The 24,193-nt window shown below is 71.4% G+C and carries 17 protein-coding genes; 7 read left to right on the forward strand and 10 right to left on the reverse strand.

Translation table 11 applies throughout. The annotated features are described in order from the left end of the window. Nucleotides 1–3 precede the first annotated feature (3 nt). Entirely contained in the window at nt 4–912 is a 909-nt protein-coding gene (locus EIM47_RS14010) for a LysR family transcriptional regulator (RefSeq protein ID WP_013535876.1), read from the reverse strand. Between the two features lie 136 nt (nt 913–1,048). On the opposite strand from EIM47_RS14010, the gene EIM47_RS14015 reads away from it, so the two are divergent. From EIM47_RS14015 to EIM47_RS14035, 5 genes are all read left to right on the forward strand, one after another. Further along, on the forward strand, nt 1,049–1,447 hold the full coding sequence (locus EIM47_RS14015; protein WP_019397773.1) for a RidA family protein: 399 nt from the start codon (nt 1,049–1,051) through the stop codon (nt 1,445–1,447). 85 nt (nt 1,448–1,532) lie between these two features. Continuing rightward, the gene (locus EIM47_RS14020) at nt 1,533–2,492 is read left to right on the forward strand and encodes an acetyl-CoA carboxylase carboxyltransferase subunit alpha (RefSeq protein ID WP_028915569.1); all 960 of its coding nucleotides are present in this window, start codon (nt 1,533–1,535) and stop codon (nt 2,490–2,492) included. 45 nt (nt 2,493–2,537) lie between these two features. Then, nucleotides 2,538–3,863, forward strand: a complete 1,326-nt coding sequence (gene tilS / locus EIM47_RS14025; RefSeq protein ID WP_125077264.1) for a tRNA lysidine(34) synthetase TilS — start codon at nt 2,538–2,540, stop codon at nt 3,861–3,863. A 31-nt stretch (nt 3,864–3,894) separates the two neighbouring features. Then, complete coding sequence (locus EIM47_RS14030) at nt 3,895–4,152, forward strand: exodeoxyribonuclease VII small subunit (protein WP_019397496.1); 258 nt, start codon at nt 3,895–3,897, stop codon at nt 4,150–4,152. Continuing rightward, a complete protein-coding gene (locus tag EIM47_RS14035; RefSeq protein ID WP_028915567.1) occupies nt 4,142–5,017 on the forward strand; it encodes a farnesyl diphosphate synthase in 876 nt (291 codons plus the stop codon). Before EIM47_RS14030 ends, EIM47_RS14035 begins: the two co-directional genes overlap by 11 nt. Nucleotides 5,018–5,097: 80 nt before the next feature. Here EIM47_RS14035 and EIM47_RS14040 read toward each other — a convergent pair whose 3' ends face one another. Further along, a complete protein-coding gene (locus EIM47_RS14040) occupies nt 5,098–5,460 on the reverse strand; it encodes a DUF4870 domain-containing protein (protein ID WP_019397498.1) in 363 nt (120 codons plus the stop codon). 114 nt (nt 5,461–5,574) lie between these two features. Beyond that, entirely contained in the window at nt 5,575–6,930 is a 1,356-nt protein-coding gene (gene pmbA, locus EIM47_RS14045) for a metalloprotease PmbA (protein WP_028915566.1), read from the reverse strand. A 116-nt stretch (nt 6,931–7,046) separates the two neighbouring features. Between pmbA and yjgA the strand changes: the two genes are divergently transcribed. Beyond that, a complete protein-coding gene (gene yjgA / locus EIM47_RS14050) occupies nt 7,047–7,667 on the forward strand; it encodes a ribosome biogenesis factor YjgA (RefSeq protein WP_019397500.1) in 621 nt (206 codons plus the stop codon). Between the two features lie 51 nt (nt 7,668–7,718). Here yjgA and tldD read toward each other — a convergent pair whose 3' ends face one another. The 4 genes from tldD to EIM47_RS14070 form a co-directional block, all read right to left on the reverse strand. Continuing rightward, entirely contained in the window at nt 7,719–9,164 is a 1,446-nt protein-coding gene (tldD, locus tag EIM47_RS14055) for a metalloprotease TldD (protein ID WP_019397501.1), read from the reverse strand. Between the two features lie 146 nt (nt 9,165–9,310). Further along, nucleotides 9,311–13,294: a YhdP family protein gene (locus tag EIM47_RS14060; protein ID WP_125077265.1), complete on the reverse strand. Its 3,984-nt coding sequence runs from the start codon at nt 13,292–13,294 to the stop codon at nt 9,311–9,313. 105 nt (nt 13,295–13,399) lie between these two features. Continuing rightward, nucleotides 13,400–14,887, reverse strand: coding sequence for a ribonuclease G (rng, locus tag EIM47_RS14065; protein ID WP_125077266.1), 1,488 nt, complete (start codon nt 14,885–14,887; stop codon nt 13,400–13,402). A 6-nt stretch (nt 14,888–14,893) separates the two neighbouring features. After that, nucleotides 14,894–15,490, reverse strand: coding sequence for a Maf family nucleotide pyrophosphatase (locus EIM47_RS14070; protein WP_019399789.1), 597 nt, complete (start codon nt 15,488–15,490; stop codon nt 14,894–14,896). A gap of 157 nt (nt 15,491–15,647) precedes the next feature. Between EIM47_RS14070 and EIM47_RS14075 the strand changes: the two genes are divergently transcribed. Further along, the gene (locus EIM47_RS14075; protein WP_019399788.1) at nt 15,648–16,373 is read left to right on the forward strand and encodes an SIMPL domain-containing protein; all 726 of its coding nucleotides are present in this window, start codon (nt 15,648–15,650) and stop codon (nt 16,371–16,373) included. A gap of 70 nt (nt 16,374–16,443) precedes the next feature. Here the strand turns inward: EIM47_RS14075 and EIM47_RS14080 are convergent, their stop codons facing one another. The 3 genes from EIM47_RS14080 to EIM47_RS14090 form a co-directional block, all read right to left on the reverse strand. Continuing rightward, nucleotides 16,444–19,440 (reverse strand): TonB-dependent receptor, encoded by a 2,997-nt coding sequence (locus EIM47_RS14080; RefSeq protein WP_125077267.1) that lies wholly within the window; start codon nt 19,438–19,440, stop codon nt 16,444–16,446. A 617-nt stretch (nt 19,441–20,057) separates the two neighbouring features. Beyond that, nucleotides 20,058–23,054 carry a TonB-dependent receptor gene (locus EIM47_RS14085; RefSeq protein WP_050992248.1) on the reverse strand — a complete coding sequence of 999 codons (2,997 nt, stop codon included), beginning with the start codon at nt 23,052–23,054 and terminating at the stop codon, nt 20,058–20,060. A 219-nt stretch (nt 23,055–23,273) separates the two neighbouring features. After that, nucleotides 23,274–23,789 (reverse strand): hypothetical protein, encoded by a 516-nt coding sequence (locus EIM47_RS14090; RefSeq protein ID WP_125077268.1) that lies wholly within the window; start codon nt 23,787–23,789, stop codon nt 23,274–23,276. Nucleotides 23,790–24,193: the final 404 nt, after the last annotated feature.

Genomic DNA, 24,193 nt, shown 5'->3' on the forward strand with positions numbered 1-24,193 from the left:
GCCTCAGCCGGCGTCGTACGGCGCCATCAGTTCCACCATCCAGTCGATGAAGGCACGCAGGCGCGCCCCGACCTGCGGTCGCGGACGCCAGGCCAGCGACAGCGGCATCGGCGCCAGCCGCCAGTCCGCGAACAGCTCCACCAGCTCGCCGCGCGCCACATGCGCGTCGGCCATGTAGCGCGGCATCCAGGCCACGCCCAGCCCGGCCAGGACCGCGGCCTGGTAGGCATTCCCGTCGTCCACGGCCAGCCGCGGCCGGGCGCGCACCTGCACCTGCTCGGTGCCGCGGCGCAGGACCGGCTGCAGCGGGCGGCCGCTGCTGGCCCACAGGAAGCCCACGCTACGGTGCGCGGCGCCTTCCAGCTCGCCCGGATGCGCCGGGGTGCCATGCCTTTCCAGATAGGCCGGAGCGGCGTACACGCCCAGCGCCAGCCGCGCCAGGCGGCGTGCCACCAGCGAGCCGTCGGCCAGCTCGCCACCACGGACCACGCAGTCGACATTGGCGCCCATCAGGTCCACCACGCGGTCGCTGGCACCCAGCACCAGCTCTATCTCCGGATGGCGCGCGTGGAACGCCGGCAGCGCCGGCACCACCACCAGCCGCGCCAGCGGGCTCGGCATGTCCACCCGCAGGCGTCCGCGGGCGGCGGCGGCCTGGCCCGGCAGTCCGGTCTCGGCGTCGTCCAGGTCGGCGAGCAGGCGCAGCGCGCGCTCGAGGAAGGCGCTGCCGTCGGCGGTCAGGGTCACCCGCCGGGTGGTGCGGTCCAGCAGCCGCACCCGCAGCCGTGCCTCCAGCTGCTGCACCAGCTGGGTCACGGTGGCCCGGGCCAGGCCCAGGTCGGTCGCCGCGCGGGTGAAGCTGCCGGTTTCGGCAACCCGGACGAAGGCCTGCATCGCGTCGAAACGGTCCATGGGCCCGTCAGGTGGCGTGGATTGTTCGGATTTTACAAACAGTCTGGCCGGGGCTGCGCGGTATATCCGCCGGGGCCGGCTTCCTACAGTGACCGCGGGCCATCCATCCCGGACGGCCACCGATGGAGCAACGACGATGGCAACCCGCGTGGCGGTATTCCCCGAAGGACGGCAGGACCTGTACACACGCAACCGCTACTCGGCGGCGGTACGCGCCGGCGACCTGCTGTTCGTGTCCGGGCAGGTGGGCAGCCGCGAGGACGGCTCGCCGGAGCCGGACCTGGAACGGCAGGTGCGACGCGCCTTCGCCAACCTGGAGGCGGTGCTGGCCGCGGCCGGCTGCAGCTTCGAGGACGTGGTCGACGTGACCGTGTTCATGGTCGACGCCGAGCGCGACTTCGAGCGCGCCTGGCAGGTCGCCGCCGAGTACTGGGGCGGGCCGCCCTATCCGGCCCTCACCGGCATCGGCGTGGAGTGGCTGTACGGCTTCCGTTTCGAGATCAAGGCGGTGGCGCGGATGCCACAGGCGGCCTGAGCCCCATACCGTACGGTCCGGTCCAATCACGTGTGTTCGGCTACACTCCCCGCCTTCCTGTACTACCCGGCACGCCGGACAACGGATGAATCCGAACTACCTCGATTTCGAGCAGCCCATCGCGGACCTGGAGGCCAAGATCCAGGAACTGCGCAATGCCAGCACCGGCCCGGCGGTGAACGTCGACGCCGAGGTCAAGGCGCTGCAGGACAAGCTCCGGCTCCGCACCGCGCAGATCTTCCGCGACCTGACCCCGTGGCAGGTCTCGCAGATGGCCCGCCACCCCCAGCGCCCCTACACCCTGGACTACGTGCAGATCATCTGCGACGAGTTCCAGGAGCTGGCCGGCGACCGCGCCTTCGCCGACGACAAGGCCATCGTCGGCGGCCTGGCCCGGATCGACGGCCGCGCGGTGGTCGTGATCGGCCACCAGAAGGGCCGCGACACCAAAGAGAAGATCCGCCGCAACTTCGGCATGCCCAAGCCCGAGGGCTACCGCAAGGCGCTGCGCCTGATGAAGCTGGCCGAGCGCTTCGGCCTGCCGGTGCTGACCTTCATCGACACCCCCGGCGCCTGGCCAGGCATCGACGCCGAGGAGCGCGGCCAGTCCGAGGCCATCGCCCGCAACCTGCTGGAGATGGCCGAACTGAAGGTCCCGGTGGTGTGCACCGTGATCGGCGAAGGCGGCTCCGGCGGCGCCCTGGCCATCGGCGTGGGCGACTGCACGATCATGCTCGAGTACAGCACCTACTCGGTGATCTCGCCCGAAGGCTGCGCCTCGATCCTGTGGAAGGACGCGGCCAAGGCCAAGGATGCGGCCGAGCAGCTGGGCCTGACCGCGCGCCGCCTGCACAGCCTGGGCCTGGTCGACAAGGTGGTGCGCGAGCCCACCGGCGGCGCCCACCGCAACCCGCGGCAGATGGCGCGCCGGCTGAAGGCGGTGCTGCTCAACCAGCTGGACGAACTGGAGAAGCTGCCGCTCGAGCAGCTGGTGCAGCGCCGCTACCAGCGCCTGCACGGCTACGGCGCCTACGAGGCGGCCTGAGCCACGGCGGCGGCCCGGCCCGGGCCGCCGCGTACGATAGCGGCCATGCCCGACCGCCTGCCGCTGCCCGACCTGCCGCCGGAATGCGACGGCCCGCTGCTGGCGGGCTTCAGCGGCGGGCTGGACTCCACCGTGCTGCTGCACCGCCTGGCCGCGGAGCCGGCGCTCCGCGCCCGTGGCCTGCGCGCCGTGCACGTGCACCACGGCCTGCAACCGCAGGCCGATGCCTGGGCCGCGCATTGCCTGGAGGTGGCCGCGGCGCTGGGCGTGCCCTGCGAGGTGCGCCGGGTGGCGCCGGCGCTGGACGCCGGACTGGGCCTGGAAGCGGCCGCGCGCGAGGCGCGCTACGCCGCCCTGGCCGCGGCCCTGCCGCGCGGCGGCGTGCTGGCCACCGCCCACCACCAGGACGACCAGGCCGAGACCTTCCTGCTGCGCGCCCTGCGCGCCTCCGGTCCGGAGGGCCTGGGCGCGATGCGCCCGCTGCGCCGGTTCGGCGGGGGCTGGCACTGGCGGCCGCTGCTGCAGCTGCCGCGCCAGGCGCTGGAGGCCTATGCCCGCGCCCACGGCCTGGGCTGGATCGACGACCCCAGCAATGCGCTGGCCGAGGCCGAGCGCAATTTCCTGCGCCTGGAAGTGTTGCCGCTGCTGCGCCGGCGCTGGCCGCACGCGGCCGCGGCCCTGGCCCGCAGCGCCACGCTGAGCGCCGAGGCCGACGCCCTGCTCCGGGCCGACGACGCGGCCCTGCTGGACCAGCTTGCCGGCGACGACGGCCAGGTGCTGCCGGTGGAACCGCTGCAGGCCCTGCCCGCCGCGCGCCGCGCGCGCCTGCTGCGGGCGTGGATCCGCGGTCTGGGCCTGCCGCCGCTGCCGGCGCGCGGGGTGGAACGGATCGAGCGCGAGCTGCTGCCGGCACGGCCCGACGCCGGGGCACGCTTCGCCTGGTCGGGCGCGCGCGTGCTGCGCTGGCGCGGGCTGCTGCATGCCGATGTGGAGCGCGCGCCGCTGCCCGCCCACTGGCAGGCCGGGTGGGACGGCCGCGCGCCACTGGAACTGCCGGACGGGGGCCGCCTGTGGCTGGCCGATGCCACCGGGCAGCCGGCGCAGGCCGCGTTCGCGGCGCCGTTGCTGGCGCGCGCGCGCCGCGGCGGCGAGCGCATCCGCCTGCGCGGCCGCGCGCATTCGCACGCGCTCAAGCACCTGCTGCAGGAACGTGGCGTGCCGCCGTGGCGGCGCGCGCAGCTGCCGCTGCTGTGCGATGCCGGCGGCAGCGTGCTGGCGGCCGCCGACATCGTCCTGGCCGCCCCGCTGGAGCAGTGGCTGGAAGCGCACGCCCTGGTCCTGCGCTGGCAGCCGCCGCGCGCGCCGCGTTGACCCCTTCCGCCCCACCGCGCACACTTGCCGCATGCCGAAGAACGATGCCCTCGACGCCTCCCCCGTCGCCCGGTTCGAGCAATCGCTGGACGAGCTGGAGCAGCTGGTCGAGAAGATGGAACAGGGCGAAATGAGCCTTGAGGATTCGCTGGCCGCCTACGAGCGCGGGGTCGGCCTGTACCGCCGCTGCCAGGGCGCGCTGGAGCAGGCCGAGCTGCGCGTGCGCCTGCTCTCCGACCCCGACCGTCCCGAGGACGCCCAGCCGTTCGGCGCCGACGATGGCGCCTGAGGTTTTCAGGCGCTGGGCCGCGCGCACCGAAGCCACCCTCGAACGCCTGCTCCCGGACGATGCCGCCGAGCCGCGGCGCCTGCACGCGGCCATGCGCCACGCCACCCTCGGCGGCGGCAAGCGCATGCGCCCGCTGCTGGTGTACGCCGCCGGCACCGCGCTGGGCGCGGACGAAACACTGCTGGACGCCCCGGCCGCGGCGGTGGAACTGGTCCACGCCTATTCGCTGGTGCACGACGACCTGCCGGCGATGGACGACGACGACATGCGCCGCGGCCGTCCCACCGTGCACGTGGCCTTCGACGAGGCCACCGCGATCCTGGCCGGCGACGCGCTGCAGACCCTGGCCTTCGAGGCGCTGGCCGAGGCACAGGCGCCGGCCGCGCTGCGCGCGGCCTGGATGCAGGCACTGGCGCGCGCCTCCGGCGCGCGCGGCATGTGCGGCGGCCAGGCCCTGGACATCGACGCCACCGGCAGCCAGCTGCCGCTGGAGGCGCTGCAGCGCATGCACTCGCTCAAGACCGGCGCCCTGATCCGCGCCGCGGTGCGCATGGGCGCGCTGGGTGCCGGCGCCGACGAGCCGACCCTGCAGCAGCTGGACCGCTACGCCGACGCGCTGGGCCTGGCCTTCCAGGTGCGCGACGACCTGCTGGACATCGAGGCCAGCAGCGAGACCCTGGGCAAGACCGCGGGCAAGGACGTGGCCCAGGCCAAGTCCACCTACCCCGCCCTGCTGGGCGTGGACGGCGCGCGCGCCAAGCTGGAGCAGCTGGCGCTGCAGATGCAGGCCGCGCTGGCCGGGCTGGGCGGCGGCAGCGACCTGCTGCAGGCGCTCGGCGAGCTGGCGGTGCGCCGCAACCACTGAAGGCCGCGCCATCGCAGGCCGGAAAAAGCAAAGGGCCCGGCGTTGCCGGGCCCTTTGCATTGGTGCTCGCGCGCCGGCGCTTACTTCACCAGGCGCAGGGTGAACGGATAGCGGTAGGCCTCGCCGCGGTTGGCGGCCATGGCGGCGATGATCGACAGCACGATCCAGCCCAGGGCCACGACCATCAGCAGCAGGAAGCCGATCAGCACCAGGGTCAGCACGCCCGAGACGACCGCGGCGATCAGCACGGTGATGTTGAAGTTCAGCGCTTCCTTGCCCTGGTCGTTGACGAAGGGCATGGTGTCCTTCTTGATCAGCCACACCACCAGCGGACCCAGCAGCGAGCCCAGCGGGATGACCAGGCCGATGAAGGTGGACAGGTGGGCGAACAGGCCCCACAGGCGCTCGTCGGCGCTCACCGCGGTGCTGTTGTAGTCGTTCATTCGTTTTTCCCCTGTAAGTAGTCGGAAAGGCACCGCACGGTGCAATGGGTGAAGCGGCCGAAGGATAGCAATCCGTGCCGGCCGCGCCCATCCTCCCGCCGCGCCGCGCGCGGCTCAGTCCCCGCCGGCCACGGTCATCTTCCCGACCAGGATCGGGCCGGTGCGGATGTGCGAGCGCGGGTCGACCTCGCTGCCCACTGCCTCGACCGCGGCGAACATCGTCCGCAGGTTGCCGGCGATGGTCAGCTCGTCCACCGGGAACGCGATCTGCCCGTCCTCCACCCAGAACCCGGCCGCGCCGCGCGAATAGTCGCCGGTCACCGGGTTGACGCCCTGCCCCATCAGCTCGGTGACCAGCAGGCCGCGGCCCATGCCGCGCAGCATGTCCTGCAGGGTGCCGGCGTTGGCCGAGACCTCCAGGTTGTGCACGCCGCCGGCGTTGCCGGTGGTCTGCAGGCCCAGCTTGCGCGCCGAGTAGCTGCCCAGCACGTAGCGGCGGAGCACGCCGTCGACCACCAGCGGGTTGTCGCGGGTGGCCACGCCGTCGGCGTCGAACGCGGCCGAGCGCAGGCCGTGCGGCAGCAACGGACGCTCATGGATCGACAGCCATTCCGGGAACAGGCGGGTGCCGACGCTGTCCAGCAGGAAGCTCGCCTTGCGGTACAGCGCGCCGCCGGAGACCGCGCCCAGCAGGTGGCCGACCAGCGAGCGGGCGACCTCGGCGGAGAACAGCACCGGGTATTCGCCGGTGGCCACGCTGCGCGGATCCAGGCGCGAGACCGCGCGCTCGGCGGCGCGGCGGCCGATCGCCGCCGGGCTTTCCAGGTCCTGGCGCGCCAGGCCGATGCTGTACCAGCCGTCGCGCTGCATCGCCTCGCCGTGCCCGGCGATCAGGGCCAGGCCCAGCGAATGCTGGGTCTCGCGCTCGCGGCCGACGAAGCCGTGGCTGTTGGCGTACACCGCCAGGCTCTCGCCGCTGCCGAAGGAGGCGCCATCGGAATTGGCCACGCGCGGGTCGGCCTCGCGCCCGGCGGCCTCGCAGGCCAAGGCCAGTTCCACCGCCTCGTCCGCGTCCAGCCGCCACGGGTGCCAGGTGTCCAGGTCGGGGAATTCGCGCGCCATCAGCTCCGGGTCGGCCAGGCCGGCGGCCTCGTCGTCCTCGGTGTGGCGGGCGATCGCGCAGGCCTGCTCGACCGTGGCCTCCAGGCTGGATTCGTGCAGGTCGGCGGTGCTGGCACTGCCCTTGCGCTTGCCGAAGTACACGGTCACGGCGATGCCGCGGTCGTTGGACGACTCCACCGTCTCCACCTCGCCCATGCGCACGGACACGTTGAGCCCGCGCTCCTCGCTGCAGCTGACCTCGGCCTGGCTGGCGCCCAGCGCGCGGGCGCGGGCCAGCAGCCGCTGCGAGATCTCGGCCAGGCGGTCCAGCCGCTGCTGGCTGTCGTCGTTGCGCACGATGTCGTTCACGTTCCCATCCTCAACAGGCAATCCGATAGTGTGCCGGGCCGCACCCGGCGCCGGCGATGCATGGCGCCGGTGGCCATGCGGGTAGAATCGCGCCCATCCGAACGAGCCCCCACCCCATGCGCGGACGCGACGAAGAAACCGGCGAATACCTTTCCCCCAGCCGCAGCCAGAAGCGCCGCGAAGCGCTGGGCGTGCTGGAGCTGGCCGAGAAGCTGGCCGGCCTGACCCCCACCCAGCTGTCGAAGCTGCCCATCCCCGAGGACCTGCTGCCGCACATCGAGCAGACCCGGAAGATCACCGCACACATCGCGCGCAAGCGCCAGCTGGCGTTCCTGGCCAAGCAGATGCGGCGCGAGGACGAGGCCGCGCTGGACGCGATCCGCGACGCGCTGGACGAGGACGGCGTGGCCGCGCGCCGCGAGGTGGCGCTGATGCACCGGGTGGAAGGCTGGCGCGAGCGGCTGCTGGAGGAAGGCGACGCCGCCCTCGGCCAGCTGCTGGACGAACATCCGCACGCCGACCGCCAGCGCCTGCGCACCCTGGTGCGCAACACGCTGGAGGAGCGCAAGCGCAACAAGCCGCCGCGCGCGTTCCGCGAGCTGTTCCGCGAACTGAAGGCGCTGCTGGGCGGCGCGGCCGCCGGCGAGGCGGCCGGGTACGGCGCGGACGCCGCGGCCTCCGTCGACGACGAGCTCGAGTTCGACGACGCCGGCTTCGAGCCCGGCCAGGACGACTGACCGCGCCGCCACGCGCCTGCGTCCTGCATCGCCGGCCTCACGCGCGGGCCATCACGCCCGCGTCCCGCCGACGGTCAGGCCGTCGATCAGCAGCGAGGGCTGGCCGACGCCGACCGGCACGCTCTGCCCGTCCTTGCCACAGATGCCCACGCCCTCGTCCAGCGCCAGGTCGTGGCCGACCATGCGCACCTTCTGCATCGTCTCCGGGCCGTTGCCGATCAGGGTCGCGCCCTTGACCGGCGCGGTGACCTTGCCGTCCTCGATCAGGTAGGCCTCGGTCGCCGAGAACACGTACTTGCCGCTGGTGATGTCGACCTGGCCGCCGCCGAAATTGACCGCGTACAGGCCGCGCTTCACCGAGGCGATCATTTCCTGCGGATCGTGCCGGCCGGCGAGCATGTAGGTATTGGTCATGCGCGGCATCACCAGGTGCGCGAACGACTCGCGGCGGCCGTTGCCGGTCGGGGCCATGCCCATCAGCCGGGCATTGAGGCTGTCCTGCATGTAGCCGACCAGCACGCCGTCCTCGATCAGGGTGGTGCAGCGGGTGGGCTCGCCCTCGTCGTCGATGTTGAGCGAGCCGCGGCGGCCTTCCAGGGTGCCGTCGTCGACAATGGTCACGCCCGGGGCGGCCACGCGCTGGCCGATGCGGCCGGCGTAGGTCGAGGTGCCCTTGCGGTTGAAGTCGCCCTCCAGGCCGTGGCCGACCGCCTCGTGCAGCAGCACGCCCGGCCAGCCGGCGCCCAGCACCACCGGCATGGTGCCGGCCGGGGCGTCCACCGCCTCCAGGTTCACCAAGGCCTGGCGCAGGGCCTCGCGCGCCAGCCGCTCGGGGCGCCCGCCGGCGAACAGCTCCTCGTAGGAATAGCGCCCGCCGCCGCCGGCGTAGCCGGACTCGCGGCGGCCATTGTGCTCGACGATCACCTGCACGTTGAGCCGCACCAGCGGGCGCACGTCCGCGGCCAGCACGCCGTCGCTGCGCGCCACCAGCACGGTGTCCACGCCGCCGGACAGGCTGGCGGTGACCTGCTGCACGCGCGGGTCGGCGGCGCGCAGCAGGCGGTCCAGCGCGCGCAACAGCTCGACCTTGTCCTCGTTGCGCATGCCGTCCACCGGGTCCAGCGCCGGGTACAGGGCGTGGCCGCCGCTGCGCACCAGCTGGCGCGGGGCGTGGGCACGGCCGTCGCGGGCGATCGCCCGGGCCGAACCGGCGGCCAGGCGCAGGGCCTCGGCGTTGATGTCGTCCGAATAGGCGAAGCCGGTCTTCTCGCCGGAGATCGCGCGCACGCCAACGCCCTGCTCGATCGAGTGGGCACCGTCCTTGACGATGCCGTCCTCCACCGTCCAGCTCTCGCGGCGGCTGTGCTGGAAGTACAGGTCGCCGAAGTCGATGCCCGGCCCCAGCAGGGTGCCGAAGGCGCGGTCGAGGGCGGCGGGATCCAGCCCGCCGGGCTGCAGCAGGCGGGACTGGGCGAGGGTCAGGGAGGATTCGGTCATGGTGGCTGGATGGGGACGGTCGCCGGCCAGGGCAAGCCAGGGGTGTGCATGATGACACCTGGGCCCTGCACCGCCGATGTCCGGCGGCCACCCAGGCAGGTGGCCGCCGCGGACGGGGGCGGCCGGATCCGGCCTGGCGCCGGCGCTCAGCGGGCCAGGTCGGGACCCGCCGTGCCTGGCGCGGCGGGTTCGGGGGGCGTCGGCGCGCCACCGGCCGGCGCGCCCGCCGCCGGCTCGCGCTCCACCACCTCGACCCGGGGCTCCTTCCAGGGCCCGCTGACGTGGTAGGTGCGCGCGGCGATGCCGCCCAGCGGCCGGCCCAGCACGGCATTGGCCGCGGCGCCGACCGCCGCGCCCATCGGTCCGCCGGCGACCGCGCCGACCACGGTCAGCAGGTTGCCGGACTTGGGCTGGACGTCGATGGTCTGGTCGAACTGCTGCGCCACCAGGTCGGTGCGGCCGCGGATGCGGATCTCGGCGGCCGGGCCGTCGATCAGCATGTCCGGGGTGGCGGCATGGCCGCCGCCCACCTGTACCTGGCCTTCCAGGCGGTTGAACGCCAGGCCGCGGAAGAAGAAGTCGCGGAAGTCCAGCATCAGCCGCCGCGGCAGCTGGGCCACGCTCAGCAGGCCCAGCACGCGGCCGGCGCCGGGCTCGACCTCCAGCAGCTGGCCATTGCGCACGTCGATGCGCAGGTTGCCCTCCAGCGCGCCCAGGCTGAAACCGTCCGGCGGCCCGGGCCAGCCGGCCTGCAGGCGCAGGGTGCCCTCGCCGCGGGCGAGGAAGTCGGCATAGCCCAGGGCCGAGACCAGCCGGCCCATGTCCTCGCTGCGCACGTCCACCTGCAGCCGGGTGCGTGCGTCGGCGCCGCGGCCGGTCCATTCGCCGCTGATGTCGGCCTGCTGCCAGTCGGCGCGCAGCTGCAGCCGCTCCAGGCGCATGCCGTCGGCCACCGGTGTGGTGCGCAGGCTGGCGCGGCCCAGGCGCGCGCCGCGGTAGCGCAGGTCCTCGACCTCGATCGCCAGCGGCGGTACCGCGGCCGGGTCGAAGCTTTCCGGCGCCGTTGGCTCCGGCGCCGCGGGCAGGTCCGCGGCAGGGTTGCCGGCAGCGGCCACGGACGCCGCAGCCGGCGTGGCGGCCCCGGCGGCGGTCGGACCAGGGTCGGCCGCGGGCGTGGTCTGCGCTGCCGCGGCGGCCGGCGCTTCCGCCTGCGCGCGCGCCACCGGCTGCCAGTGCAGCCGCGCGAAGCGGCCCTGCACCGGCTCGCCCGCCGCATCCGGCACCTGCAGGTGGCCGGCCAGGGCCGGGCCGTCCACCTCCACCGCCAGCATCCCGGCCCGCGGTTCCAGCTGCAGCCGGGTCTGCGCGAACTGCCCGCCCAGCAGGTACAGCTGCTGGGCCAGCACGTCGACCCGGCGCAGCGGCAGCCCGTCGCCGCCACCGCCGCGCGCCAGGCCAATCCATTCCAGCGCATCCAGCTCGGCGGTGTGGCCGCCGATGGCCATGCCGCTGGCCGGCGGCTCGCCGGCGACCACGGCGCTGCCCAGGGTCACCATCACCCCGGTGGCGCCATTGTGCTGGCGCGCGCGCAGGGCAAGGCGCTGGCCGAAGGCCAGATCGATCGGGCCGCTGCCGAACGGCAGGCCCAGCTGCACCCGGGTCGGCAGGGTGGCCGGCGCCGGCTTGGCCAGTGGCGCGGGGAAGTCCAGGGTGGTTCCGGCCAGGTCCGAATCCAGCCGCAACCGTGCCGCCGGGGTGCCGACCGGGGCATTGGCCGGCACCGCCAGGCCCAGGATCCAGGCGGAGCGGCCGTGCACGTAGGGGCGCATCCAGTCCAGCTCCGGGGCGCGCGCCAGCAGGCGGCTGGCATCCATCGGCGCGGCCAGCTCGGCCTCGAAGGCCTGCGCCGGGTCCTGCACGTGGCCGCGGCCGGCGCGCAGCGACAGGCGCCCGGGCTGGCCTTCGTAGGCGACCGCAAGGTCCCCGGCGGTAAAGCCGTTGCCGTCGTAGCGGACCTCGCCGCGCACGCCGTCGAAGGCCAGGTTCCAGCGCTTCTCCACCAGCCGGGTGCCGGCCAGTTCGACGCTGCCGGACAGGCGCCCGGGCTGGTCGTGCTTCAGCGGCAGGTTGAGCGCGAAGCTGGCCCGCGCCGGGCCGGAGGCCTGCAGGTTGTCCAGGGTCTCGGCCTGGGCCTCGTACAGCGGGCTGGCGCGCAGCAGCTCGACGAAGCGGCCGGCGTCGGCGCGGGCGCTGGCGCGCACCAGCAACGGCGCGTCGCCGTAGTCGGCGATCCCCGCCTCGAAGCGCTCCACCGGCACCCCGCCCAGTTCGCCGCTGCCGCGCACCTGGAAGCCGTTGCCGACAAAGGCAACCTCGGCCTGGGTCGATTCCAGCGCCGGCCATTCGGCCTGGAAGCGGAAACGGCCGCCCTCGGTCCGCCCGCGCGCGTCGAACAGGCCGTTGTCGTGCACGAACGGCCAGTCATCCAGGTCGCCGGCCACCAGCGCGCGGCCATCGCGCACCACGCCGTCCTCCAGGGCCATGTCCAGCCACTGCACCGCCGCCGGCGGCATCGACTGGCGCAGCCAGAACTTCTTGGCCGCCGGCACCGCGGCATCGTCCAGTTCGGCGGCCACGTCCATCCACGGCCGGGTGCCATCGCCCTGGAAGTGCAGGCCGCCGCGCAGGCGCGCGCCGTAGTCGCTGGCGCGGATCGCCAGGTCCGGGGTGGCGACCTGCCAGCCCGGGCCTTCGCGCCAGGCCAGCAGGTGGCCGTCCAGGCGCACCTCGTGGGCCACGCCGAAGCCGCCCGGCCAGTCCAGGCGCAGCGGGGTGGCGGGGTCCAGCGCCAGGTGGATGGCCTGGGCATCGCCCTCGAAGCTGCCGGACAGGCCTTCCAGGCCGGGGGCGCGGCCGACCGGGGCGAAGCCCAGGCCTTCCAGCCGGCCCTGCAGGCGCAGCGCGCCGCCGCGCTCGCCGGCCAGCTCCAGCGCGGCCAGGCGCGCATGCGGCGCCGCTTCCAGCAGCCAGGCGCGGCGTTCCGGCGGCAGGCGGTCGGACAGCGCGGCCAGCGCCAGCAGCGGCCCCAGCTCGACCTCGTCCACCCGCAGCGCGTACTGCTGGCCGCCGGCCAGCACCAGCCCGTCCAGCCGCTGCGCGCCGCCGGGCATCTCCAGGTGCAGGTGCGGCGCGTCCAGGCGCCAGCCGCCGGCCACCAGCCGCCAGGTCAGCTGTCCGGACAGCCCGGCCAGCTGCTGCAGCGGACGGCCGAGGCCTTCCAGCGGGGCTCCGGCCAGCTCCACGCCGCGCAGCTCGAACTGGCTGGTCGCCAGCACCACGCGGCGGCCGCGCAGTTCGGCCCAGGCCTGGACCTTGCCGCTGCCGGCCTGCGGGGTGATCCCGGCCTGGCCCAGCAACGGCGCCCAGGCGGCCAGGTCGGCCGCGTCCAGCTGCGCCCAGGCGCGGCCATCGCCGCGGCTGCGCTCGAACTCCAGGGCCAGGGCCAGCGGTTCGGCCTGCGGATCGATCCAGCCGCGGGCACCGGCGCGGACCCGCGCGCCGTCGACGCGCAGGCGCAGGTCGATGCGCGGGATGCGCAGCTGCAGGCCCAGCTGCGGCGCCTCGACGTCGAGGCGGCCGCCAATCACCTGCAGCTCGCCCAGCCCTTCCAGGTACTGCAGCGGATCGGCCTGGGGCGCGCCGTCGGCCAGCGGCAGGCCGCGGATCGCCCAGCGGCCATCGTCTTCGCGCCGCAGGGCCAGGGCCGGGCCGCGCAGGCGCAGCTCGGTGAAGGAACGGCCCGGGAGCAGGCCGGCGTACAGCGAGACCAGCACCTCGGCCTGGCCGACCTGCACGCCGCCGCCGTCGGCGCCGCCGCCGATGCGCAGGCCATCCAGCTGCAGCAGCGGGCCGCGCCGGGTCCAGCGCGTGCGCACCTGGTCGAACTGCACCGGGCGGCCGGCCTTCTCGCTGAGCCAGGCCGCCACCTTGTCCGGATGGCGCTCGGCCAGCGGCAGCAGCTGGCTGGTGGTGCCGACCGCCAGCGCCACCGCGATCAGCAGCACGGCCGCCAGGTATCCGGCCCAGCGGCGCACCCGGCGCAGGCGGTGGCGCGACAGCACGGTGGTCACCGTCCGCGGGTCCGGCGGGCGCGCACGCGCGCCGCGGCAACGGCCAGCGCCGCCCCCGTCCCGTCGCTGCCCGTCCTGGCCGTTATCGTCCCTGGGGTCCGCGCCTCAGAGCAGGACCACATCGAACTGCTCCTGCAGGTACTGCTCGTCCGCCTGGAAGCGGATGCTCTTGCCGAGGAATTCCTCCAGCTCGGCCACCGCCGCCGATTCCTCCTCGGTGATCCGCGCCACCACCTTGGGCGAGGCGATCACCAGCAGGCGCGCTGCCTCGAACTGGCGCACGGCGCGGGTGATCTCGCGGAAGATCTCGTAGGTCACCGTCTCGGCGGTCTTCACCGTGCCGCGCCCGCCGCACTGCGGACAGGTCTCCGACAGCTGCCGCTCCAGGCTCTCGACCGTGCGCTTGCGGGTCATCTCGACCAGGCCCAGCGGCGAGAAGTCGTACACCGTGGTCTTGGCGTGGTCGCGCGCCAGCGACTTCTCCAGCGTGCGCAGCACCTGGCGGCGGTGCTCCGGGTCGGTCATGTCGATGAAGTCGATGATGATGATCCCGCCCAGGTTGCGCAGGCGCAGCTGGCGGGCCACCGCCTGCGCGGCCTCCAGGTTGGTGCGGTACACCGTCTCCTCGAGGTTGCGCTGGCCGAGGAACGAGCCGGTGTTGACGTCGATGGTGGTCATCGCCTCGGTCTGGTCGATGACCAGGTAGCCGCCGGACTTCAGCGGCACCTGCTTGTCCAGGGCGCGTCCGATCTCGTCCTCGACCCCGTACAGGTCGAAGATCGGGCGGTCGCCGGAATACAGCTCCAGCTTCTGGGCCAGCACCGGCATGTACTTGGCGACGAAGGCCTGCAGCCGGTCGTAGGTGTCGCGCGAGTCGACCCGCACCTTTTCCACGTCCTTGCGGATCAGGTCGCGCACCGAGCGCAGCGGCAGGCTCAGGTCCTCGTAGATGATCGAGCCGGCCGGGGCCTCGCGGCCGCGGCGCTCGACCACGTTCCATACCCGCGACAGGTAGGCGATGTCCTCGGCCAGGGCCTCGGCCGGCTGGCCCTCGGCGTTGGTGCGGATGATGTAGCCATGGCCGCCGTGGCTGGTGGCCAGGTCGGAAACAATGGTCTTCAGGCGCTGGCGCTCGGCCTCGTCCTCGATCCGCGCCGACACGCCCACCGTGCGCGACTGCGGCAGCAGCACCAGGTAGCGGCTGGGGATGCTGATCTGGGTGGTCAGGCGCGCGCCCTTGGTGCCGATCGGGTCCTTGACCACCTGGACCACGATCTCCTGGCCATCGCGCAGCAGCTCCACGATCGACGGCGGCGCCAGCGGCTGCGGCGGGGCGTCGTCGGACACCCCGGCGTCGACCGGGGCCGGCCGCACCACGTCGTTGGCGTGCAGGAACGCGGCCCGCTCCAGGCCGACCTCGACGAAGGCCGCCTGCATGCCGGGCATCACCCGCTGCACCCGCCCCTTGTAGATGTTGCCGACCACGCCGCGGCGCCAGCCGCGCTCGATGTGCAGCTCCTGCAGCATGCCATTCTCGACCACGGCCACCCGGGTCTCGCGCGGCGTGACGTTGACCAGGATCTCCTCGGACATGCGCTCCTATCCTGCCATCGCGGCGCGGGCGCCGGCCGTGGTTGCGGGGCCGGCGGCCAGCAGCCGCGCGGTTTCGTGCAGGGGCAGGCCCATCACCCCGGAATGGCTGCCGGCCAGGTGCTCGACGAAGGCCTCGGCGCGGCCCTGGATGGCATAGGCCCCGGCCTTGCCCAGCGGCTCGCCGGTGGCGACGTAGGCGGCGATGGCCGCCTCGTCCAGCGCCGCGAAGCGCACCTGGGTGGTCGACAGCACCTCGCGCGCACCGGCGGCGTCGTGCACCACCACCGCCGACAGCACCTGGTGGGTGCGGCCGGACAGGCGCCGCAGCATGGCCGCCGCGTCGTCGGCGTCGGCCGGCTTGCCGAACACCTCCCCGTCCAGCACCACCTCGGTATCGGCGCCCAGCACCCGCGCGCCCGGCTCGGCGCATACCAGGGCCCAGCCGGCGGCGGCCTTGTCGCGGGCCACGCGGCGCACGTAATCGGCCGCCGGCTCGCCGGGGGTGCGCACTTCGGGCACGTCGACGTCGAGCAGGCGGTAGGAGAGGCCGAGGCGCTCGAGCAGTTCGGCCCGGCGCGGGGACTTGGAAGCCAGATAGAGCATTCGGAAAGGATAACCCGCGCCTGCCCGCTGAACGGTGTCCGATCGGCACCGGCGCCCCGCGACCCCGGAGCGGCTCACCGCGCGTTCATGCGTACAACCCGACCCTGCCGCCGTTCTTCACGCGGCCGGCGCGGCCCCATCCAAGGAGACCCATCGCATGCGCAACCTTTTCGCCTCCCTGCTCGCCCTCCCGCTGGCCCTGGCCATCGCCGCCCCGGCGGCGGCCCAGCAGGGGACGGTCCCGCCGTTGCCGGCCGACGCCACCCTGCTCTCGGTCCAGGCCCAGGCCCAGGCCAGCCAGGCCCCGGACATCGCCAGCGTGTCCGCCGGCGTGGTCACCCAGGCCGCCGACGGCAACGCCGCCATGCGCCAGAACGCCGAGCAGATGAACCGGGTACTGGCCGCGCTCAAGGCCGCCGGCGTGGCCGAACGCGACATCCAGACCAGCGGCGTGAACCTGCACCCGCAGTACCGCTACGTGGAGAACCAGGCACCGGTGATCACCGGCTACCAGGCCAGCAACACGGTGGGCGTGAAGCTGCGCGACGTGGCCAGGATCGGCAAGGTGCTGGACGCACTGGTGGCCAACGGCGCCAACCAGATCAACGGCCCCAGCTTCGGCATCGACAAGCCCGAGCCGCTGTACGACCGGGCGCGGATCGAGGCACTGAAGCTGGCCCAGGCGCGCGCGGAAACCTATGCCAAGGCGCTGGGCCTGCGCGTGCGCCGGATCGTCAGCATCGGCGAGGGCGGCGCCGGCATGCCGGTGCCGATGCCGCGGATGGGGGCGATGAAGGCCGAGGCGTTCGACAGCACCCCGGTGGCCCCGGGCGAGAGCAGCGTCTCGGTGTCGCTGGACGTGGTGTTCGAGCTGGGCCGCTGAGTCCGGCGGCCACCGCGCCATAAAAAAAAGGGCGCCCCTGGGGCGCCCTCCCGCCACTGTCCCGGGGCGGTCAGAACTCGTACTGGACCGAGAAGGTCACCGTGCGCGGGGCCACGAACCCGGTCGGGAACTTGTAGCTGTAGACCCGGTCGCCGGCGCCGGTGTCCCAGTCGTCGCGGACCCGGTAGTAGTCCTCGCGGTTGAACACGTTGTTGGCGACCAGGCCGAACGACAGGCCCTCCGCCCAGCGCGGCTCGTAGTCCAGGCGCAGGTCCACGATCTTCACCCACGGCACGCGGCCGGACGTACCGCGCGGATGCAGGCCGTCCTCGTACGAGACCGGGACGCTGGTGCCCTCGCCGCAGTAGAACGAGGCCACGCCGTACAGCGGGGCAACCGGGTCCGGGCCATCGCCCGGGTACACGCCGAAGCAGTTGATCGGGCGGCCGCTCTGCGCCAGCAGGCTGGCGCCCAGGCGCAGCTCGTCGGTCAGCTGGTAGGCGCCGAACAGCTTGAAGCTGTGCCGGCGGTCGTTGGGCAGGTAGCCGAACGAGCCGTCCATCAGGCCGGGGTAGTCGAAGTCCTGGGTGATGCCGGCATCGTCCTGGCCGTTGTCCGACTTCACGTAGCCCTCGGTGTTGCCCTTGCTCTTGGCATAGGTGTACGAGGCCGACAGGAACCACTTGCCGTCCCAGGCGCGGTCCAGCATCAGCTCCAGGGCGGTGTAGGTGCGGCGGGCCTCCGGCAGGCCGATGGCCTCGGCCGGGATGTCCACCCGGGTCAGGGTGCCGGTGCCGTCCAGGTCGACGTTGGCCGACAGGGCCTTGCCGGGGTTGGTCAGGAAGCAGTGCTCCAGGGCCCCGTAGATGGCCTCGGCCTGTTCTTCCGAATAGCCGTTGGCCAGCGCCCAGTTGGCGGCGCCATCGCCGGTGCAGATGTCGTCCATGCCCGACTGAAGTTCGCGGCGGATGGCGCGGAAGCCGGCGGTCCAGTTCGGGGCGAAGGTGAACTGGGTGCCGATGATGTACTCGTCCTGGTACATCGGGTCGAGGTTGTTGTCGACCACGGTCCTCGGGTCCGGGATCTCGCCGGTGGACGTGTAGTTGCGCGGGCCCACCTGCTCGCCCAGCACCGGGATGCCGGTCGCCGGGTCGATGCCGGTGAAGGTGTACCACTCGGTGTAGTCCAGCTCCGGGCCGGCCAGGCGCACGTTGGTGTTGGCGTACACCGGGATGTAGTAGCGGCCGGCGTTACCGAACACCTTCAGGCCGGAGTCGCCGTTCACGTCCCAGGAGAAGCCCAGGCGCGGCGCCCAGGTGTCCTCGATGTCGATGAAGGTGCCGCCCTCGGAGTTGAGGTTCTCGAAGCCCTCGTTGCGGATGCCCAGGTAGGCCATGAAGTTGTCGGTGACCTGCCAGGTGTCCTCGACGTACCAGGCATTGTTCTTGGTCAGGTAGGTGCCGCCGTTGCCGATGTAGCGGAAGCGGACCAGTTCGGTGACGCCGGGCGGCACGATCACCCCGGGCGCGGCGGTGGAGCCGGGCGTTCCGTTGACGTAGCGCCAGGACGCGCCGCCGGAGTACTCGCTGCCGTCGACCGTCTCGAATTCCTCGCGGTCCAGGCCGAAGCGCAGGGTGTGGTCGCCCAGCACCCACTCGCCGTCCACGCGCCAGGCCTTGCGCACGTCGCCGGCGTCCGGCACGCCGCGGAAGGTGTCGATCCAGCAGCCGGCCACGCCCACCGGCGCGGTGCCGGAGGAACGCACGTCGACCACCACCGGGCAGCCCTCGGCGTTGGTGTTGGTGTTGAAGCGCGAGTACTCGCCGCGGCCGTACAGCGCCGACAGGGTGAAGGTGTCGGTGAGGTAGCCGGTCCACTTGCCGATGTAGTTCTCGCCGCCCTCCTCGGCGCGGAAGGTGCCGATCGGGGTGCCGCCGCCGATGGTCAGGTCGCCCGGCTCGCGCTGGTAGGTGGTGCCCTTGATCTTGTTCTTGTCGCTGAAGGCGGTCAGCTCGAGGCGGTGGCTGTCGTTGATGTACCAGTCCAGCTTGACCAGGCCCTGCGGCGAGTCTTCCTTGGAGCGGTCGCTGCCGTTCTCGTAGTTCAGGACCTCGGTGTCGTCCTTGCCCTGGAACAGGCCGAAGAAGAACAGCCGGTCATTGATCAGCGGACCGCCGCCGTAGAGGTTGTAGACGAAGGAATCGGTCTTGGAGCCGGTATCGACGATGCGGTAGGTGCCCGAGCGGGTCGGGTCGTAGGCGAAGGGCGTGCCCTTGGCCAGCGAGTCCGGGCTCCAGAACAGGCTCACGCCGCCCTTCCACTCGTTGGTGCCCTGCTTGGTGGTGACGTTGATGACGCCACCGAGGGAACGGCCGAACTCGGCGCCGTAGCCGCCGGTCTTCATCTGCTGTTCCTGCACCGCCTCGAACGGCACCTGGTTGAAGGCGGTGCCGGTGACGATGTTGGTCACGTTGAAGCCGTTGACGTAGTACACGTTCTCGGCCACGGAGGAACCGCCGAACGAGGCCAGGTTGCCGAAGCGGTTGTCGCCGCGCACCGTGCCCGGCGCCAGCAGGGCCACGTCGGTGGCGTTGCGGCGCACCGGCAGGCGGTCCAGCTGGGCCTCGGTCAGGATCGTCACCGACTCCACCGAGGACACGTCGATCGGGTTGACCGCGCCGGCGAAGCCGCGCACCTCCACCGCGTCCAGCGCCGTCGCCGAGGAACTGGCCGCGGCGACGAAGGAGACGTTGGAGCCGCTACCGCTGCTGACCCGCACCACGCGCTCGTTCACTTCCCCGGACGGCGAGGTGCGGATCACCCGGTACTCGCCCGCGGGGATGGCCGACAGGCGGAAGCTGCCGTCGCCACCCACGGTGATCTGCCGGGTAAAGCCGGTCTGGGTGTTGACGATCTGGACCGTGTCGCCGCTTTCCGCCTGGCCGAAGACCGAGCCGGCGGTATTGGACTGCGCGTGGACGGTGCCTGCGAAACACAGGCCAAGCGCGATACTGAGCGCGGTCCGCCTTATTCCCCTGAAGCAATGGAAGCGATTGGATTCAGTCACAGCTGCAGCCTCTTGATGGATGGAAACTGGACTTGCGCCCGAAGGCTTTCTTACCGGACGGAAAACGCCCGGTTAACCGCGATGTAACGGTGTTTTTGCGCAAGGAATCAAGCCAGATGAAACGACCTGGTTCTCACTTTGCGGAACCGTTCGGATAAATCGATTCGCACTCGCGCATTCAACAAAGTCGTCGGATCGTGAAGTCGCGAAGCCCGTCACGCGCGCATGTTCGGCGTCACCACTTGATTCGCCGCATACAAACCTGAAGCACTGGCCCGTGGGCGCCTGCAGCTGCCTTCGCGTCCCGACGTAACCCGCGCATACGCATATATATGCGTGGCCATCGTCCGCTCGCAGCGCCGGCGAGGCACTCGCGCATCCCCCGGGCAGATCCGGAAGCTTCCCTCGACGCGCGACACCGGCCACCTCCCCGTTCCCGCGTGCCCTGCCCCGGGTGCACCCTGGCATGCCCTCCGCAAGCCGTGCCGCCGCATGTCGCAGCGCAGCGTGGCGCGATCCGGCATCGGCTTTCCGTCGCGTCCAGCGCATCCGCCCCGCACACAAAAAAGAACCGGCGCCCGAAGGCGCCGGTTCCGGTCACGCACGATCGGTGTGGATCAGAACGAGTAGCGCACGCCCAGGTAGGCACGGCGCGGCTCGACCCAGTCGTTGGCCTGGCCGAAGTTGTACACGCCGTTGCCGTCGACCAGGGCCATGTGGCTGGTGGCCGACTGCTTGTTGAGGATGTTGAAGACGTCGACGAAGAACTCCAGCTGTCCGACCTGCAGCGGCTTGACGTACTTGGCGCGCACGTCGAGCGTGTAGTACGACGGGCCGGTCTCGGCGCCGATGCTGCCGGGCAGCACCCAGGTGTCGAACACGCCGTCGTACTCGTACTCGTCGCCCATCACCGGCAGGTAGCGGCCGGAGATCAGCTGCGAGCGGCTGTAGATCAGGCCGCTGTTCCAGTTGAACACCGCGCTCAGCTCCAGGCCGAAATCGAACTCGTACGAGCCGAAGGCCTTGAACTGGTGCTCGATGTTGCCCGGCTGCCGGCCCCACATGTTGGGGGCGCGCGGGTCGATGGCCAGCCAGTCGCCCTGGAAGTCCGCGTTGGAGTCGGAGTTGGTGTTGCCGTGGGCGTCGTTGTAGGTGTACGACAGCATGCCCTGCCAGTTGTTGCTCTTGAACTTCTGCAGGGTGATCTCCAGGCCCTGGTACTCGCGCTTGCCGCCGGCCAGCGTGGCGATCACGTAGTTCGAGTTCGGGGCGCCGTCGTAGCCGAAGTACGAGTACGGCAGGTAGAACGTCGGCGAACCCGGGCCGGCCACGCCGTGGTCGCCGCGCTCGACCGTCGGGTCGGAGTACAGCGCCAGGTCGTAGTCCTCGAGGATGTCCTTGGTGGTGCGCCGGGTGAAGGTCACCGACAGGCTCATGTCGGTGCCGATCGTGTGCGACACGCCCACCATGAACTCATCGGTATACGGCGTCTTGGTCGACGGCGCGAACAGCGCGTCCGGGGTCTTCTCGCCACCACGCACGCGATAGGTCAGCCAGCGGTCGCCGATGTAGATCTGCTCGTGCAGCTCCGGGCCGGTCAGGTTGCCGGCGAAGTCGGCCATGTTGGTGCGGATCGGGTCGTAGTACCGGCCGTAGAAGCCGAACAGCTTGGAACGGGCGTCGCCGAAGATGTCGTACACCACGCTCAGGCGCGGGGCGAACTCCCAGTCGAACTTCGCGGACTCGCCGCCCTTGGAGTCGTAGTGGGTCCACTCCTCGGCGCGCACGCCGGCGTTGACCGTCCACTGGTCCTTGGTCCAGGTGTCCTGCAGGTAGAAGGTCTTGCCCTTGCTCTTCACCGTGTACGGCGCGGCGGCCGCCTCGATGATGCGGTAGTTGTTCACCTGGCCGGTCGGGTTGCCCGCGGTGCTGGTGAACTGGTACGCGTACAGCTCGGCCTGCGACACCTCGCCGTCGCCGTTGGTGTCCAGGGCGCTGATGAAGTACGCGCGGTCGGCGGCGGTGGAGTTGCCGACGCGGCCGGTGTCGGACAGCAGGCGGGAAACATCGCTGCTGGAGATCGAGCGGGTGCCCGACCAGCCCGGGCCGATGAAGTCGGCGAAGCTCACGCCGGCGTTGGCCGCGGCGATGGAGGCGTAGCGCGCGCGGTCCGGGCCGGTGATGATCGAGTCCTCGAAGTACTCGTTCTCCGAGTAGGACACGCCGCCCTTGATGGTGTGGGTACCGAAGGCGGTGTCCAGGAAGTACTCCAGGCTCAGGCCGAACTCGTCGCGGTTGCGCTCGGTGATCAGCGCGGTGCCGCCGCCGCCCTGCTGGCGCTCGGCCAGGCTGGCCGGCGAGTTGAAGTAGGCGACGTCGTTGCGCGACTGGTCCTGCACCGCCGGGATGTCGGACAGCTCGCCCTCGTGGGTGAAGCCGTAGACGTTCAGCAGCAGGTTGCCCCAGTCGCGGCTGTACTCCAGCTTGTAGTTGTCGCCGCCCTGCTCGCGGGCCACGTCGCGGTTGTTGAGGGTGGTCGCGTTGCGCGAACCGCTGATATCGGTCGGGTCGTTGAAGAAGGTGGCGACCAGGCGGTCGTTCTCGGTGATCTGCCAGGTGGTCTTGAAGAACGCGTAGCGCGCGTCGCTCTCCACCGTGCGCATCGCGGTGCGCGTGGTCGGGTCAAGCACGTCGTCTTCGCGGTACTTCTTCTGGTACGAGGCGAAGAACCACAGCTTCTCCTTGACGATCGGGCCGCCCAGGGTGAAGGCGGTGTCGTAGGTGGAGAAGCCGCTGGACTCGCCGTGTTTGTCCTTGGCGACCAGGTTGTCGTTCTGCAGGTAGTAGTTGACCGAGCCGTGCCACTCGTCGCTACCGGACTTGGTGATCACCTTGGAGATCAGGCCCGAGCCGCCGGCGTACTCGGCGGGCACGCCGCCGGTGATGACCTGCTGCTCCTGGATGATCTCGGAGTTGAAGTTCGAACCGAAGGTGCCGGTGTTGTTGTCGGTGACGTCGACGCCGTCGATCAGGTAGACGTTGTCGGAGGAGCTGCCGCTGGCGCCGCCGATGTCGCTGTAGTTGACGCCGGACTTGGACGAAGGGTTGCCGCCGGGGCTGGGCTTCACGCCCGGGACCAGCTGCAGGTAGCTCTGGTAGCTGCGGCCAGTGGGCAGCGATTCCACCATCTGCAGGGTCAGCGTGGTGCCCACGGTGGCCGAGGTGGTGTCGATGGCCGCCAGCGAGGCGCCGGTAACGACGATCGCGTCGAGGGTGGTGGCATCGCCGGCGGTGCGGCCGCCGCCGCCCAGGCTGTAACCCAGGCTGAGGTTGCGGCCGGAAACCACCGCCACGTTGGACGCGGTGTAGTCCTCGTAGCCGGCCGCGGAAATCACCACGGTGTAGTTGGTCGCCGGGTCGAGGCCCTGCAGGCGCACGGTGCCGTCATCGCCGGTGACGCCGCTCTTGCTGACGAGACTGTCCGGAGAACTGACCCGCACGGTTGCACCGGCAACCGGTTGCCCGTCAGCACCGGTGATGCTGATACGCAAGCTGCCGGGATCGGCGGCCCAGGCGGCGCCGGCAATGCACATGCCCAGCGCGAGGCTGAGCATGCTTCGCTTGATGTTCTTCACACAACGGGAGCTTTTCGTATTCGTCACAGCGCCGACCTCTCAAAAAAATGTTTGAAGGGGGTGGACCACGTGGACTACACGCCCGGCATACATCCATGGCTGGAACCTGAATGAAATGCAGGGTTAACCGGAATATAACGACGTTTCTCCCGCAGAAGAATCATGTGAAATGAAAGCAATTGGATTCAGCTGTTCATCTCAAAATAAAATAAATTTATTTGCTGACGAAACTGAATTGGCATTCGATAATTGCGTACTGTTAAGTACTTGTTTTTCTTTGCGCACTACAGCAAAACCTGAAAACATGAATGTCTCGGGAAAGGCGTCATAATATATTTTCAAGGAATCGAAAAGCCTCAGAAATGGAGAAAATTGAATAGATTCCCTGACTTCGGGCACATGTCTTTCGTTGGCGCCGGCGCAACGATCGGGAATCTTGGGCAACGAGCAGCCCATCCCCGTATGCGGATGTTCAGCTCGCCCGGCCCGCGCCCTGGCGGGCCTCCTTGCTTGCGCAAAAAAACCAGGGCGCCCGTCATCGCCGGTGGCGATATCGGGGCCGCAAGGAATATTGGCTAGCGCGCCACGCGCATCCGGCTGCAACGTGATGCAATCGCTCGCCGCACCGTCCAGGTGCGGCAAGGGCCGCCCGCCACCGCTGCTGGCCAGGCGCCGCGCCAGAGTGGCGCCCTCGCAAACCAGCAAAGCGATCACCGATCAGCTCCGCCCCCGGAGCCGCCATCCGCGCCACGCCTGTGGAGCGCAGCGTGCCGGCCACGAATGCACGTGGAATGCCGCGCTGTCCGCATGCAGGTGCACTACGCCGGCGCGTTCCCGGCGGTCGGCGGCGACATCACGCCACCGGGCCCGTGGCGGTCCTGGGGGACTGCCTTGTCGTCGCCGGTATCCGACCCGGAGCCGTCCCGGGTCGCGAGCCGCAAGGATTTGCCGTGGGCGGCGTAGTGCGACCCGGTCGCGCACGTGCGTGCGCGTTTTGGCCCGCCACGTGATCCACCAGGGGTCGCCACGGGCCGGTAGCCCACTGGCACGCCCCACACGCAAGCAAATCCGGTGTCGGTACAGCAGGGCCCCCGCGCTTGCCGCCGCAAACCAGGGCA

Source organism: Pseudoxanthomonas sp. SGT-18, assembly GCF_003931645.1.
Classification (GTDB): domain Bacteria; phylum Pseudomonadota; class Gammaproteobacteria; order Xanthomonadales; family Xanthomonadaceae; genus Pseudoxanthomonas.